At 63.2% G+C, this 15,172-nt stretch carries 13 protein-coding genes; 8 read left to right on the forward strand and 5 right to left on the reverse strand.

Annotated elements, in window-relative coordinates; genetic code table 11:
• The first annotated feature begins 199 nt into the window (after positions 1-199).
• On the forward strand, positions 200-436 hold the full coding sequence (locus EEB13_RS11035; protein ID WP_307718111.1) for a LuxR C-terminal-related transcriptional regulator: 237 nt from the start codon (positions 200-202) through the stop codon (positions 434-436).
• Position 437: 1 nt separating this feature from the next.
• Here the strand turns inward: EEB13_RS11035 and EEB13_RS11040 are convergent, their stop codons facing one another.
• The 3 genes from EEB13_RS11040 to EEB13_RS11050 form a co-directional block, all read right to left on the reverse strand.
• A complete protein-coding gene (locus tag EEB13_RS11040; protein WP_410055749.1) occupies positions 438-2,051 on the reverse strand; it encodes a glycosyltransferase family 87 protein in 1,614 nt (537 codons plus the stop codon).
• A 17-nt stretch (positions 2,052-2,068) separates the two neighbouring features.
• The gene (locus EEB13_RS11045) at positions 2,069-4,219 is read right to left on the reverse strand and encodes a transglycosylase domain-containing protein (protein ID WP_141485592.1); all 2,151 of its coding nucleotides are present in this window, start codon (positions 4,217-4,219) and stop codon (positions 2,069-2,071) included.
• A gap of 574 nt (positions 4,220-4,793) precedes the next feature.
• Positions 4,794-5,234: a DUF5318 family protein gene (locus EEB13_RS11050; protein ID WP_072782680.1), complete on the reverse strand. Its 441-nt coding sequence runs from the start codon at positions 5,232-5,234 to the stop codon at positions 4,794-4,796.
• A 128-nt stretch (positions 5,235-5,362) separates the two neighbouring features.
• Between EEB13_RS11050 and EEB13_RS11055 the strand changes: the two genes are divergently transcribed.
• The 6 genes from EEB13_RS11055 (at position 5,363) to EEB13_RS11080 (ending at position 10,818) form a co-directional block, all read left to right on the forward strand.
• Positions 5,363-6,202, forward strand: coding sequence for a DUF1707 domain-containing protein (locus EEB13_RS11055; protein WP_141485254.1), 840 nt, complete (start codon positions 5,363-5,365; stop codon positions 6,200-6,202).
• 20 nt (positions 6,203-6,222) lie between these two features.
• Positions 6,223-7,032 (forward strand): DUF1707 domain-containing protein, encoded by an 810-nt coding sequence (locus EEB13_RS11060; RefSeq protein WP_141485255.1) that lies wholly within the window; start codon positions 6,223-6,225, stop codon positions 7,030-7,032.
• 9 nt (positions 7,033-7,041) lie between these two features.
• A complete protein-coding gene (locus EEB13_RS11065) occupies positions 7,042-7,812 on the forward strand; it encodes a DUF1707 domain-containing protein (RefSeq protein WP_141485256.1) in 771 nt (256 codons plus the stop codon).
• A 114-nt stretch (positions 7,813-7,926) separates the two neighbouring features.
• A complete protein-coding gene (locus tag EEB13_RS11070; protein WP_033237088.1) occupies positions 7,927-8,490 on the forward strand; it encodes a PadR family transcriptional regulator in 564 nt (187 codons plus the stop codon).
• Entirely contained in the window at positions 8,483-9,586 is a 1,104-nt protein-coding gene (locus tag EEB13_RS11075; protein ID WP_033237087.1) for an inositol-3-phosphate synthase, read from the forward strand. The genes EEB13_RS11070 and EEB13_RS11075 overlap by 8 nt, the downstream gene beginning before the upstream one ends.
• A 215-nt stretch (positions 9,587-9,801) precedes the next feature.
• Positions 9,802-10,818, forward strand: coding sequence for an isopenicillin N synthase family dioxygenase (locus tag EEB13_RS11080; RefSeq protein ID WP_141485257.1), 1,017 nt, complete (start codon positions 9,802-9,804; stop codon positions 10,816-10,818).
• 35 nt (positions 10,819-10,853) lie between these two features.
• Here the strand turns inward: EEB13_RS11080 and EEB13_RS11085 are convergent, their stop codons facing one another.
• Together EEB13_RS11085 and EEB13_RS11090 are read right to left on the reverse strand one after the other, a co-directional pair.
• Positions 10,854-12,974 carry an NAD(P)/FAD-dependent oxidoreductase gene (locus EEB13_RS11085; RefSeq protein ID WP_141485258.1) on the reverse strand — a complete coding sequence of 707 codons (2,121 nt, stop codon included), beginning with the start codon at positions 12,972-12,974 and terminating at the stop codon, positions 10,854-10,856.
• Positions 12,975-13,015: 41 nt separating this feature from the next.
• Entirely contained in the window at positions 13,016-14,410 is a 1,395-nt protein-coding gene (locus EEB13_RS11090; protein WP_141485259.1) for a PLP-dependent aminotransferase family protein, read from the reverse strand.
• A gap of 84 nt (positions 14,411-14,494) precedes the next feature.
• Here EEB13_RS11090 and EEB13_RS11095 point away from each other — a divergent pair, with 84 nt between their 5' ends.
• On the forward strand, positions 14,495-15,172 hold the full coding sequence (locus tag EEB13_RS11095) for a pyridoxamine 5'-phosphate oxidase family protein (RefSeq protein ID WP_141485260.1): 678 nt from the start codon (positions 14,495-14,497) through the stop codon (positions 15,170-15,172).

The following is a 15,172-nucleotide window of genomic DNA, read 5'->3' on the forward strand; positions in this document are numbered from 1 at the left end:
CCTTCGACCGGAATTTCGAGCGAACGCCTGGACATACTGATCACGTCGCATTCCGGCCCGCCCGCAGCCCTTCTGCAAAGTTGCGCCGATGCGGGCACTTCCTCCCTTGGAACCTCAGCCGAAAGGTGTCTTTGTCATGGAGCTTGTCCAGTCGACGCGAATGGCCCCAACATGCATGGTTCTCGTCAGGGGACGCCGCGTGAACTCCCGTACACCGCGCTTGAGCGCCCGCGAAATCGAAGTCCTGCTTACCTGGCTTCGGGCAGATTCCAAACAGGAAGTTGCGCTCGAACTGAGAGTGGGCGTCGGCACTGTCAACACGCACATCTCCCGGATCAGGACCAAGTACATCAACGTCGGGCGACCCGCGCCGACCAAAGCGGCACTGTTCGCGCGCGCCATCCAGGACGGTCACACCACTCTCGACGAATGGTGATTCAGACGGACGAAAACTCCGGCTCTCGCACCGGTTTCGGACGCAGCCACCCCGGGAACCACGACGGCTGCTTGTCCGGTGCCTGATCGAGAACACCACCGGCCGGGTCGTCGATGAACCCGTACCGCACGAGGTCTTCGTCGGGGCGGTAGATCTGGCGAAGAATGACCGCACACAGCACCAGAACCGCGATATCGCGCAGCACAACAGTTCCCGTGAACCACTGCTCGGGCAGACCCTTGTTCGAGACCCCGAGGTAGTACATCATCCGCGGAACCCACACCAACGCGTCGATGGTCATCCAGGCAAGAAGCAGTCTGCGATGCGGCAGCGCAAGAACCGCGAGCGGCACCAGCCACAGCGAATACTGCGGACTCCACACCTTGTTGGTCAGTAGGAATCCCGCGACAAGGAGGAAACACAGTTGCGCGACGCGGGGGCGTCGCTGCGCCGTCAAAGCGACGTAACCGATTCCCACGCAGACCACAGCAAAGAGAATGAACGACACGGCATTGAGATTCGACGGCGATTCACCCTGCGCCAGGGGACCGTCGAGGCCCGTCCACGACGTGAACGACGCGATTACGTTGTAGATCGAGTCCGGATCGGCGCCGCGCTCGGAGTTGAGCCGGAAGAACTCGTACCAACCGTGCGGGTAGAGCGCTGCGATCGGAAGATTCACCGCCAGCCACGCCGCGGCCGCGCTGAGCGCCGTCACCAGCCACTCACGCGTCTTGCCCGCCCGCAGGCACAGAACCAGGAGCGGGCCGAGCAACAACAGCGGATACAACTTCGCGGCGCCGCCCAGCCCCAACAAAATGCCCGCGAGGACCGGTCGCTTACGCGCCCATGCCAACAAACCGCCCATGGCAAATGCCGTCGCCAACGGATCGAAGTTGGTGAACACGTGCACGATCACGAGCGGTGAACACGCGACCAACGCGCCGTCCCACACCCGCCTGCCGGCTAAGAGCGTCGTCGCCCACACTGTCACCAACCACGCCAACGCCAAGCCGAACGCAACGACGTTGAAGTACAGGGCAACTTGAATTGCGCCCGGCAGCCACGTGATCGAATCCCACGCCTTTGCGACCTTCATGGAGCCGTACTGATAGAGCCCCGAGAGAACCGGATACTCCATGTACCGCGTCTGCACGGAACCGTCGGATCGGGTTTCCTCCCACGACTTCTTGTACGGGAACGCACCCTGATCGAGGCGCTCCGCACCGTACAGAGGAACCGTGTCCGAGTAACACAGGGCGACGTACTGGCGGGAGCCTCCCCAGTCCAGACCCAGCTGACCCTGCTCGCCGAACGGCGCCTGTTGAATACACGCAGCCTTGGTCGACCACCCCAACGCCAGGAACACGACGGCCAACAGCAAGATGACCCGCATCGGGGTGAAAAAACGGGTCCGGCCGATCAGCGCATGCCGACCGACCGGACCACCTACCGTGCCTGACAACGCAGACACCATTACATCGTTACGACTGGGAACGTCACGCCAATCTGCCGACCGCGTGTCCTCCGCCAACGGCGCAGGAGACTCGATCGCCTGCGACTCCGCATCGTCTGTCACAGAAGTCGCATCGGCATCATCTACATTGGCGGCCACTCCGCGAGGCTACCGCCTTAGCGGCCGGGACTGACACCCGCCGGAGCCTCTTCCGTCGTGGTGACGGCGCCCGGTTCCTCGGTTTCCGTGGTCGGCCTCGAGATTCCCGGAATCGGAATCGTGATGCCCGGCAGGATCTCCACGTCCGTCGTGGTCACGACAACCGGCGGCGCCGTAGTCGTACTGGGCTCTGCCGTGGTTGTCGGCGGCGCCGACGTCTTCGGAGCAGCGGGAGCCGTGTACTCGGGAACACCACCGGCCTGGCCGTTGATCTTGCCCGGCTTGGGGAAGGTCTCGTTGTCCGTACCGTCCAACGCACCGTCCATCGTGTCCTTCCAGATATCGGAAGGTAGCCCGGAACCGTAGATCAATCCGCCGTTCGAGTTGGTGATCGCCTGGCCGTCCGCGGTACCGACCCACACAGCAGTCGACAGCGACGGCGTGTAGCCGACCATCCAGGCGTCCTTGTTCTGACCGGTGTCACCGAGCTGAGCGGTACCCGTCTTCGATGCGGACAGACGTCCACCGGCCAGGTTGTGCCCACGTGAGTACGCCGCGATGGGCTGCATCGCGGCAGTCACGTTGTCCGCGACAGCCGGATCGATCCGCTGCTCACCGGTCGGCGTGCCACGGTCCAGGAGAACCGTTCCGTCTGCGGCAACAACCTTTTCCACGAAGTGCGGAGTGTGGAACGTGCCTGACGCCGCGAGAGTTGCATACGCCGACGCCATATCCAGTACCCGAGACTGGTACTGACCCAACACGATTCCGTTGTTCGGGCCGGAACCGTCGGGCTCGGTCAGCGACTCGCCGATACCCGGAATGTTCTCCGGGATACCTGCCTTGTGCGCGATGTCCGCAATTTCCTGCGGTCCGTTGCCGTCGAGGCTGAGCATCTGACGGTAGAAGCTGGTGTTCAGCGAACGCTTGAGAGCCTCTGCGATGGTGCAGGTTCCACAGCTTTCACCTTCGACGTTGCCGATCGAGATGCCGTTGATCGTCAGCGGCGAGCTGTCGTACATCTGTGAGAGCGGAATTCCCTGGTCGAGCGCTGCCGCCAGACCGAAAACCTTGAACGACGAACCGGTCTGCAAGCCGGCATTTGCGTAGTCGAAGCCGATTCCGTCGTCGCCGCCGTAGTACGCGCGGACGCCTCCGGTACGTGGATCGACGGAAACAACGGCGGTCCGAAGCTCCTCGTTCTCACCCTCCATATTGGTGCGCACGGCGTCCATCGCCGCGGCCTGAGCCTGCGGATCGATAGTCGTAGTGATCTGCAGGCCTTCGGTATTGAGCGACTGCTCAGTGATCCCGGCATCCGCGATCTCGCGGAGTACCTGGTTCTTGATCAGGCCCTCGGGCCCCGTTGTACCCTGACTTCCGTTCTCCACCTGGGAAAGTGGAATGAAACCTGGGTACTTCATGGGCGCACGGGCGGCTTGATCCAGCGTCCCCGCAGACACCATGCCGTCGAGCACATAGTTCCAACGCGATTCCGCGCCAGTCGGATTGGTCTCCGGATCGAGAAGCGACGGCAGCTGGATCGACGACGCCAGGACGGCGCCTTCCTCGACGGTCAGCTGGTCGACAGGCTTACCGAAATACGCGTTCGACGCGGCTTCGATGCCGTACGCACCACGACCGAAGTAAATGGTGTTCAGGTACGCGGCAAGAATGTCGTCCTTGGACCACTCGTTTGCCATCTTCGACGAGATGACAAGTTCCTTCATCTTTCGCGTCAGCGAACGCTCCGAACCGACAACCGCCGTCTTCACGTACTGCTGCGTGATCGTCGATCCACCACCCGCACTGTCTCGGCCGAGGACATTGTCACGGGCCGCGCGTGCAAAACCGGAAATCGAGAATCCGGGGTTCGTGTAGAAATCCCGGTCCTCGGCAGCAAGCACTGCGTTACGCACGTGCACCGGAATCTGATCGAGCGCCACCTCGCGACGGTTGCCTTCTTCCGGCGGAACAACGGTACTGAGCACCGAACTTCCGTCCGACGCGTAAATCGTCGCAACCTGATTGGTCGGGAGGTCGCCGGGTTTCGGTACGTCCTGCACGATGTACGCCGCCATGAAGGCCAGCACCGGCAGCACCAGGCCGAGCGCCACCAACACGTACGCCGAGCGGCGAACTGTGCGCCACTTCGACTTCTTCTTCACTGCTTTCTGTCCCTTCGGGGGCTCTCCACCATTGCCGTCGCCACCACCGGGACCGCCTGTCGGCGGCTTCGTCGGCGGGGGTCCAGCGGGCGGACGGGAACCGGCATCAGTGCGAGGCAGTGCCGCAGCGGCTGCGACGCGCTGTGTGGGTTCGGCGCCCGGTGCCGGTCGATTCTGGGGTGCGCCTTGCTGCGGACGGCCCTGCTGCGGGCCTTGCGGCGGCGGGCCCATCGGGCGGCCCTGCGGCGGGCGTCCTTGCTGGGGCCCTTGCGGGGGTGGGCCCATCGGTCGGCCCTGCGGGGGCGGGCCCATCGGGCGACCCTGCTGCGGCGGGCCCATCGGGCGTCCCTGCTGAGGCGGGCGTCCTTGTGGGGGCGGGCCCATCGGGCGGCCCTGCGGCGGACCTTGAGGCGGACGGCCTTGCGGGGGGCGCCCCTGCGGCGGACCGCTCGGACCACCTGGTCCCGAGGGACGGTCGCCGGGGGTGTTGTCGGGGGAACTCACGAAATCAAATCTCCAGTGGTCATGGACCGATCACATGGGACTTCGATCGGGCCCTTTTTCGGGTGTGGCGTTACTCGCTGGCGGTGCGCCGGCTCGCAGACTGCGTTCGTCTGCTCGGTGGACGTGCTCTCCGCGGGCGCGGCGGCGCAGGTACTGCGCCGAGCACATAGGACTGCACCAAATGGTTCCAGCTGCAGGAACGGCACACTTCTACGTCGTGCACCGTGAACTCCTCTGCTGTCTCCGCAAGCCGAGCGAGCTCGTCCGTCGTTCGGGCTGATCCCGAAACCTGGCCGAGCTTCTCGCCGAACACCCAGGACACGAGCGTCAACTGTTCCTTACGGCAGATGGGGCAGAGAACGTCACTGCCCCGGCCGTGGAACTTCGCGGCTCTGAGTAGGTAGGGATCGGCGTCGCATACCTGCTTGACGCCAGTCCTACCCGCAGACACTTCGGCCAGCACAGACCGACGCGCGAGCGCGTAGTCCACAACTTGCCGCTGTATCCGCACTTGACCAGAGTACGTGCGTCCAACCGGTCACGGACGGTTCGGGAGGGTCACGATGAACACATTTTGTGGTCCGGAGGCATGGCGACCAGCCATTACGATCACTTCCTGTGAAGTCATCCCGTTCCCCGATGACGCGTGCTCGTGATCTCGATCGCGTCGAAACGTGCAATGTGTTGGACGCCGCGTACGCCGAAGGGCAGTTGAGCGCGGGGGACTACTTCGAACGGACCGGGAAGGCGAAGTCCGCGAAGACCCTGCTCGAGCTCGCGCGCCTGGTCAACGATCTGCAGGTGCCGAAGATCGATACGACAACGGCACCTCGGACGTCGGTGACGCGCAAGGCTGTGTACATCGGTGGCGCTGCTCTGATCGTCGTCGGCGCCGTCGCCGCTGTGGCCTGGAGTCGCTCACCGTTGACGCCTTCGGAACACATCACCGCCAGTTATGCCAGCAGCACTTCGCTCGCGCCACCGTTGCCGACCACCACCCTGGTGCCGGAGCCGACCGTCGAACCGATCCTGATCGCACACATCGACACGTTGACTCCCGAGGGTATCGGCGCATTTATCGAGAGGTATCGAGACGAGTTCGGCGACATGTTCATCGATGACGCCAGCTTCCACGGCGACCACTCTCTGGTGAGCCGGGCGGTCCCCGATGCTCCAGCTCTCACCGAATCCATCAGTTTTCGCGACGGCTTCGAGCGAGATGTGACGTCCATTCCGCGGCGAACGGACCAGCCGACCTTCGATCTCGGTTCCATCCAGATCGACAAGCTCGCGCCGTACATGGTGAACATCGGCGGCTACATCAATGTGCCGGACGCCGCGATCACGCACTTGATCGTGGACGTGAACAACGGCGTACCGAAGATCAGGATCTACGGCGAGAACGGACTTGGCCACAAAGGTCGCATCGAGGTCACGCCATGGGGCGAGATCGCTCGTTCGTACCCGTACGAGAACTAGGGTGGGTGGGTGAGCGGGACATGACTACTAACTCTTCGCGTACGCGAGCGCGTGACGTCGATCGTTCCGATACCTGCGCTGTGCTCGATGCCGCCCTGTCCGACGGCCAGATCACGGTCGACGAGCACACGACCCGAACGGCGTCGGCCATGACCGCGACCACGCTCGGACAGCTCGACCTATTGGTCCACGATCTGCAGAAAGCGACGCTGCGGAACGCCGTCGCGAAAGTTCGTCGTATCGACAAGATCTGGTACGTCGCGGCCGCGTCTGTTGTCTTCTCGGCCATGGTCGGCTTCCTCACCGTGTCCGCCGACGATTCGTCCCCGGCGCCGTTGCCGGTTGCAGCCCAGGGGGCCGAACCACTTGCCCCCATCGTGAGTTCGACGCTGAACACGGTCACCGCAAGCGGAATACGGGAGTTCATAACCCGGTACAACAACAAGTTCGGCACGACGGTGATCGATTCTGCGAACTTCTTCGACGACCATGCAAGCGTCACTCGCGCAGCCGCCATCTCGCCGGATTTTGAGGAGGACATCGACTTTCGAGGCGGTTTCACGACCAGCGAGGGGTCCACCTCCCGATCGGCCAGCACCACAACATTCGACCTCGCTACCGTCGACATCGACAAACTCGCCGGGTATCTGGCGGGAGCGTCGACAAATCTCAACGTCCCCGACGCCAAGGTCTCACACATCGGCATGAGTTCGTCAAACAAAGAGCCACGCATTTCCATCTACGCCAGCAACTACCTCGGCGCGAGCGGATCGATGGAGTTGACCCCGGATGGCCGCCCGATCCGCTTGTCTCCCTTCACTCCTCGATAGGCCCCGGACATGCCGAACGATCTGACCAGGACCACCCGTGCTCGCAATGCCGATCGCGAGGCCACTTGCGCAGTGCTGGACACCGCCTTCGCCGACGGGCAACTCACGGCGACCGAGCACGACGAATTGACCGAACTCGCCGCGGTTGCAGTCACTCTCGGCGATCTCGAAGATTTGACGTCGGATCTGCAGACCGAGGCGTCTCTGCCTGTTCTCCGGAAAGAACCTTCGCTCGACATGCGTTGGATCGCCCTTGCGATCATCGCTCTGTCACTGGTCTCGGCTATCGGTTTCGGAATCAAATACGCCGCGTCCGACGCCACGATCTTCTCGAGCCCCGAGCCACAGTTGCACACCGTGGACGGCCTGGGTGCGATGTTCCGTGCCATCGAAACGGAGTACGGCAGCGGACTGGTCGACGAGATGACCATCTATCCCACTTACGCACGCGTAACGCGCGCCGATCCTGCCGCACCTCGCAAGGCCCTCGACAGCTACTACCGAGGCGACCTCGAGGACACGACTTCGGGAGGATCGCGCGAACCCGACGTGGCACAGATCGACGTCACACAGCTCGATCCTCGCATCGTGATCGCCCTGCTCGACGGCGCCGGAACCACGACGTCGGTGCAAAATCCGACCACGCGATACGTCTCTGTCGACGGCACCGAAACTGTGCCGACCATCGAGATTCACGTCCGCAACGACCTCGACGAAAGCGGGTCCCTGACCGCTGCCCTCGATGGGGAAATCATGTCGATCAACCCGTTCACCCCCTGATCTAGCCGTGACACCTTGGTACACGTATCGGGCCGCAGTATGGTTTTATATATCGGCGCGATATAGTTGGGTATCGCATCAAGCGGTTAGATCCACAGACTCGGGAGGTGTCACTTGCTCGAACTCGCAATTCTCGGGCTACTCCTCGAGTCACCGATGCACGGATACGAGCTGCGTAAGCGGCTCACCGGTCTGCTCGGCGCATTCCGTGCGTTCTCGTACGGATCGCTGTACCCGGCACTACGGCGCATGCAGGCCGACGGCTTGATCTCGGAAGACATCGACAACACCACCGGCCCACTCAAGCGTCGGGCCCGTCGCGTCTACCAGCTCACCCCGGAAGGCCGGCAAAGGTTCACTGAATTGGTTGCCGACACGGGACCGCAGAACTACACCGACGACGGCTTCGGCGTTCACCTCGCCTTCTTCAGCCGCACCCCCGCAGAAGCGCGGATGCGGATCCTGGAAGGCAGACGACGCCAAGTCGAAGAGCGCCGCGAAGGCCTTCGCGACGCCGTCGGCCGGGCCAGCGGATCGCTGGACCGATATACCCGCCAGCTCCACCAGCTCGGACTCGAGTCGAGTGAACGCGAAGTGCGTTGGCTCAACGAATTGATCGCAGCCGAGCAATCGATACCAGGAACATCCAAGAAAGAAGGAGAGCCCGACCATGGGTGAGAACAGCACCGCGGTGCGCGTAGCAATTGTGGGCGTGGGTAACTGTGCCTCGTCCCTGGTTCAGGGCGTCCACTACTACAAGGATGCAGACGAGACCGGCACCGTTCCCGGCCTCATGCACGTCAAGTTCGGTAAGTACCACGTCCGCGACGTGCAGTTCGTCGCTGCTTTCGACGTGGACGCCAAGAAGGTCGGCTTCGACCTCTCCGAGGCAATCCTCGCCAGCGAGAACAACACCATGAAGATCGCTGACGTCCCGCCGCTCGACATCCCCGTCCAGCGCGGCCCGACACTCGACGGCATCGGCAAGTACTACGCCGAGACCATCGAACTGTCCGACGCCGAGCCCGTCGACGTAGTCCAGGCACTCAAGGACGCCAAGGTCGACGTCCTCGTGTCCTACCTGCCCGTCGGCTCCGAAGCTGCTGACAAGTTCTACGCACAGTGCTGCATCGACGCAGGCGTCGCGTTCGTCAACGCGCTTCCCGTGTTCATCGCCTCCGACCCGGAGTGGGCTGCCAAGTTCAAGGACGCCGGCGTCCCGATCGTCGGTGACGACATCAAGAGCCAGGTCGGCGCCACCATCACCCACCGCGTGATGGCGAAGCTGTTCGAAGACCGTGGCGTCGTGCTCGACCGCACGTACCAGCTCAACGTCGGCGGCAACATGGACTTCAAGAACATGCTCGAGCGCGATCGCCTGGAGTCCAAGAAGGTCTCCAAGACTCAGGCCGTCACGTCGAACCTCACCGGCTCCCTCGCCGGCAAGGTCCACGACCGCAACGTCCACATCGGTCCCTCGGACTACGTGGAGTGGCTCGACGACCGCAAGTGGGCATACGTGCGCCTCGAAGGCCGTGCTTTCGGTGACGCTCCCCTCAACCTGGAGTACAAGCTCGAGGTCTGGGATTCGCCCAACTCCGCAGGCATCATCATCGACGCCGTCCGCGCAGCCAAGATCGCCAAGGACCGCGGCATCGGCGGACCGGTTTACCCGGCATCCGCTTACCTGATGAAGTCCCCGCCGGTTCAGATGGCCGACGACAAGGCTCGCACCGAGCTCGAAGCGTTCATCATCGGAGCCGATGAGGCGTAGGTCTACACCGGGCCGATGAGGCGTAGGTCTTTTCTGCTCACACGGATTCGGGGTCTTGCGCCACTGGCGCAGGGCCCCGATTTCTGTTTCCCGCAGGGCGTTTCCGCAGCCGCGCGGCTGATCACGCCTGCGGATGCGGAAACGCCGCGCGGGGCCAGCTGCCGGGCTGCGTGGAATGATGGACGGTAAGGACCATCACACGAATCGAGGACCCCATGTCGATTGCGTCCCTGCCTGTTCTCGACCTCGCACTGGCGGAGAATCCCGAGACTGCCGAGCAGTTCCGGACTCAGCTCCGCGACGCGACCCACGACATGGGCTTCTTCTACCTCGTCGGCCATGGAATTCCCGACGCTTTGCAACGACGCCTCCTCACGGTCGCGCGCGAGTTCTTCGCTCTCCCTTTGGCGGAGAAACTGGCGATCGAGAATCTGCGCAGCCCACACTTTCGTGGATACACACGCCTGGGCGGTGAACTCACCGAAGGTAAGCAGGACTGGCGCGAGCAGATCGATATCGGTGCCGAGCAACCCGCTGCAGCGCGCACAGCCACGTCGCCGGACTGGGAGATCCTGCAGGGGCCCAACCAATGGCCAGACGCCCTTCCCGAATTACGCGAAGTCATCACCGAATGGAATGACGAACTTACCGGCGTCGCATTGCGACTGCTCCGGGAGTGGGCTGTCGCTCTGGGGCAGGATCCGCACATTTTCGATGCCGCGTTTGCGAAGGATCCGTCGATCCTGATCAAAGTGGTGCGCTATCCAGGCCGCCCGAAGGACGCGGGAACTCAGGGAGTCGGCGGCCACAAGGACGCCGGCGTACTGACCCTGCTGTACGTCGAACCCGGCAAAGCCGGCCTGCAGGTGGAGCACGACGGCGACTGGATCGACGCACCGCCACTCGAAGGCGCGCTGGTGGTCAACATCGGCGAACTACTCGAGGTCGCAACGGGCGGATATCTGAAAGCCACTGTGCACCGGGTTATTTCACCGGAAGGCGCGGGCGAGCGAATCTCCGTGCCGTTCTTCTTCAATCCGAACTACGCCACCCAGGTCCCGGAGTTCGATCTCCCACCGGAATTGGCGAAGCACGCTACCGGCGTCACCGTCGATGCGAACAACCCGATCCACGATTCCTATGGCGCCAACGCGCTCAAGAGTCGCTTGCGGGCGCATCCCGATGTTGCCGCACGATGGTGGCCGGACATTGTTGCTGTGCGCCTTTATTAACCGCCGGCGGTTAATAAAGGCGCACAGCAGAGGGCTCAGATATCCATCGCAGCTTTCCACGCGGTGTGCATGGCGCCCTCGATGTAGTCGACCTCGGAGGCGTCACCGACAACACGTACGTCAGGCACCACACCTGCCAATGCGTCGGCCAGCGGCGCCTGAGCCGACACACCCGAGGCGACGACAACCATGTCGGCCGGAGCTGTCAGTGTCTTGTCACCGGAACGGAATTCGACGTGTTCCTTGGTGATTCGCTGCACCGTCGAATTGCGGTGAATGTTCACACCCACATGCTTGGCGTGGCGCACAGCGGTCCAGCGGCGCGGCATCGCCATCGGAATGCCCAACTGCTGGCCTTCTTCGATCAGCGTCACGTTGCGACCGCGCTCGGCCAGGAACTCCGCAAGTTCAAGTCCGACAAGCGAACCACCGATAACCACGACGTCCTTGCCCATGGGCAGGAACTTGCGGGTCACCGCACGAATCGCGGCGGGGCTCTTGGTGATTCCGGAGAGCTTGCCCAGCTTGGCCATCGTCCGCAGGAACGGCGGAACCTGCGAGGTGTCGCCGGCCCCGGTCATCAAGGCGCGCAACGTATCACCGGTGTGCACGTGCGGCAGGTCGCCGCCGGGAACGGACGGACGGTCACGAACAGCGCCGGTGGCCACCACAACCACGTCGGCGCCCAGAGCCTTGATCGAAGCGACCGTGGCCTCGGTGTTCAGCCGGATATCGACGCCCAGGCGCGAGGTTTCCACCTTGAGCCAATCCAGCAGACGACCGTTGTCCGGCGTCGTGAGGCTCGAGAACCAGAGCGTGCCGCCGAGTCGATCTGCCTTGTCCACCACGGTGACTCGATGTCCGCGTTCACTGGCGACTCGCGCGGTCTCGAGGCCACCTGGTCCGGCACCGACAATCACGACGTGCTTGGGTGTCGTCGACTTGACGAAAGGTACGAGCGCCTCGTTGCCGAGCGCCGGGTTGACAGCGCACAGCGGGGTCTCGTCCCAGAAGTTCTCCTGCACGCAGACGTAGCAATTGATGCAAGGCCGAACCCGCTCGGGTGTCCCGTCTTTGAGTTTGTTCACCAACTGTGGGTCTGCCAGGAGCTGACGGCCCATTGCGGCGAAGTCCGTGCGTCCTTCCGCGATCATCTTCTCGCCGACCTCGGGGAGCATACGTCCGACGGTGATCACGGGGATCGATATCGCCTGCTTGATTCGCGTTGCATTGTCGGTGTAAAAGCCGACCTTGTCTGGCAGGGGGCCGTCTGTGAAGTTGGCAAAAGCATTCAGTGCGGTACCGGTGACGTGGATGGCGTCAGCACCGGCCTCTTCGAACATCTTGGCGGCAGCAACAGCCTCGTCGACGGTTAGCCCGTCGGTTTCGCCGTACTCTTGACCGGCCAGACGCACGATGACGGCAAGCGATCCGCCGACCTCCGCCTTGACTGCGCGAATAACTTCACAAGCCAGGCGAGCCCGATTCTCCATGGAACCGCCGTACTCGTCGCTGCGCTGATTCGTGTACCGACTCAGGAACGCTCCGAGGACGTAGTTGTGGGCGCAGTGAATCTCGACTGCGTCGCCGCCCGCCGCCTTCACCCGTCCGGCAGCCTCGGCGAACATGCGGACCAGCCAATCAAGATCTTCCTGGTCGGCCTCGTGGTAGGTCGCCCTCTTGCCCTCATTGATGGCAGCCATCTTGCCCAGTTCTTCGGGTGTGCAATCGGCCATCGCACTCATGTCACCCGGCGGCTTCGGCATGGACGGCACCAGCTGCGGTCGGCCGTCGAGGGTGTCGATGCGCGCCACCTTGCCGTGGTGCGTCATCTGCACACACAGCTTGCTGCCGGCGTCGTGCACCGCGTCGGCCAATGCCTTGAGTCCGGGGATGAACCGGTCTTCCGAGAGCCCCGGTTCCTTGCGGCTGGTGCAGCCCAACGGATACGCAACAGCGCAGCAACCGGTGATGATCAGCCCGGTTCCACCGGCCGCACGCGCGACGAAATGGTCGATGTCGCCCGTCTCGATTTCACCGTCTTCGCAGAGGTTCATGTCCATGGCGGGCAGAACAACGCGGTTGGGCACGGTGATGGGACCGATGGTCCCGGGTGCGAGCAAGTGCGGGAAGGTCTGGTTGCGGATCACGAGCAAACGCTAGAACCGAGAGCCGCACCTCGGGGCGCCGTTCCCGATCAACGGGATTCAACGCCGTGATCTGCGAGACAGTTAGCGATCACCTCGAGTGCATATTCCAGGTCGCGTGCGTCCACTCTGCCGTATCCGATCACGAGTCCGCCCGGGTTTTTGTGACTGCGCGCAGACTCCGTCAGAGTCGGTACCTCCACTCCGTATTCGAGCGCATGACGTGCGACGGTCTCGGCCAGATCCGCATCCAAGACCAGCGTCGTGTGCATGCCGGCTCCCAGCCCGCGCAGTTCCCCGAAGCGGGACAGCGCAGCGCCTACCAACCGATCGCGCTCCCGATATCGCCGACGCGCAGCCCGTACCGTTCTGTCCCATTCACCGTCCCGCAGGAGTGAAAGCAGAGCCAGTTGCAGCGGAAGAGACGGGAAATCCCCGATGCGAACCCGATGCGCCGCAATTCGACGGGCAAGCTCTTCCGGCGCAACCAACCAACCCAGCCGAATTCCGGCGCCGAGCGTCTTGGCGACCGTACCCAGATACACCACCCGATCCGGCGCGAGTTGCGCCAGCGCTGGCAAAGGCGCTACGTCGTAACGGAATTCGGAGTCATAGTCGTCCTCGAAGAGGAGGACGTCCCGAGCCCGCGCAAAGTCGATCAACTGATTTCGCCGACTCACCGGCAAAAGTCCACCGGTCGGATACTGATGTGACGGCGTCACGTACACACCACGAACATTCCGGGGCGCCGATTCCAGCTCGTCGACGCAAAGTCCGTGTGCATCTACCGGCACGTCGAGCAGTGACCATCCGGTGGCAAGCGCCGCCGTCGACGCGCTTCGATAGCCCGGATCTTCCATTGCCAGTACAGCGTTGGGGGAGCGCAGCGCTGACAACGCCAGTCCGAGGCCGTGTGTAGCCCCGGAGGTAATGACGATGCGCTCGGGTTCGACGGCCATGCCGCGAGCCCGGCCCAACAGTTGCGACAGCGCAGAGCGCAATTCGACGTCGCCCGCCGGGTCAGGATCTCCGAAAGGTGGTGGCATGGAACCGACATCTCGCCAGGCCCGACGCCAGGCCGCACTCGCCCGCGGCGGAGTCCACGGCACTCCGGGGCGCAATTGAACCTGCGGCGGTGCGGGAGCGACTACCTTTGTAGGCTTGGGAGTAGACAGCACAACGGATGAAGGAGCTTCGGCCACAAAGGTTCCCGAGCCGCGCACCGCTACGAGCCAGCCCTCGGCAATCAGTTGCTCGTAGGCTCGTTCCACCACGGCGCGGGCAACACCGAGCTCAGCAGCCAGTTTCCGCGAACTCGGCAGCCGCAATCCCACAACAGCCGATCCACCGCGAATGTCTGCTCGCAGGTGATCGGCAACCTGGATCGGCAAAGGTCGCCGATCGGTCCGGTCGAGCACCACCGCTACCGCCGAGGGCAGAAGCATCGTTTCCCTTTCCCTAAGTGGCCTACCAAAGTGCCCACAAATTGGACCATGACGCAAAGCCACTTGGCTAGGAGTATTGCTCACATGACACACACCGTCGCACTCGCCCCACTGTCCCCAACAGCACGTACAACCCATAAGCGCGCGCGTCATCACGGTGTCACCGATCGAGCAGCGCTCTTCGACGTCCTGCGCTCCGCCAAGCTGTGCCACTTGGGCGTGTCCACCGACGGTGTGCCTCTCGTGCTGCCGACCGCATACGGATTTGATCCCGAGGGCCCGGATCAAGACGGCACCCTCTACCTGCACGGTTCGGTAGCGTCACGTAGCCTCGCACCCGACAGCGAGATCTGCGTAACCGTCACAGTGCTCGACGGACTTGTTCTGGCGCGCTCCGGTTTTCACCATTCGATGAACTACCGCAGCGCCGTGATTCTCGGTCGACCCCGGATCGTCACGGACCCGGACGAACGGCTCAGTGCACTGAATTTGATTGTCGATCAAGTAGTTCCCGACCGTTCCGGACACCTGCGGGCGTCAACACGCAAGGAACTGGCGGCAACAGTGGTGCTTGCACTGCCCCTGTTCGAGGCGTCGGTGAAGGCACGCACCGGCGGCCCCGGCGACGACGACGCAGATATCGGCGTCGAAAAGGTCTGGGCCGGTGTCATTCCGGCATCCGTACAGTTCGGTGAACCCATCCGAGCCGAAGACCTCGATGCGGATATCACGCTGCCGGAACATGTCTCGGCAATGATGTAG

The organism is Rhodococcus sp. WS3, assembly GCF_003797085.1.
Taxonomy (GTDB): domain Bacteria; phylum Actinomycetota; class Actinomycetes; order Mycobacteriales; family Mycobacteriaceae; genus Rhodococcus_F; species Rhodococcus_F globerula.

What these genes read in the sequence shown, in the direction of transcription:
- EEB13_RS11055 (WP_141485254.1), top strand. Translation starts at nt 5,363, where the DNA reads ATGACGCGTGCTCGTGATCTCGATCGCGTCGAAACGTGCAATGTGTTG.
- EEB13_RS11060 (WP_141485255.1), top strand. Translation starts at nt 6,223, where the DNA reads ATGACTACTAACTCTTCGCGTACGCGAGCGCGTGACGTCGATCGTTCC.
- EEB13_RS11065 (WP_141485256.1), top strand. Translation starts at nt 7,042, where the DNA reads ATGCCGAACGATCTGACCAGGACCACCCGTGCTCGCAATGCCGATCGC.
- EEB13_RS11075 (WP_033237087.1), top strand. Translation starts at nt 8,483, where the DNA reads ATGGGTGAGAACAGCACCGCGGTGCGCGTAGCAATTGTGGGCGTGGGT.
- EEB13_RS11080 (WP_141485257.1), top strand. Translation starts at nt 9,802, where the DNA reads ATGTCGATTGCGTCCCTGCCTGTTCTCGACCTCGCACTGGCGGAGAAT.
- EEB13_RS11090 (WP_141485259.1), bottom strand. Translation starts at nt 14,410, where the DNA reads ATGCTTCTGCCCTCGGCGGTAGCGGTGGTGCTCGACCGGACCGATCGG.
- EEB13_RS11095 (WP_141485260.1), top strand. Translation starts at nt 14,495, where the DNA reads ATGACACACACCGTCGCACTCGCCCCACTGTCCCCAACAGCACGTACA.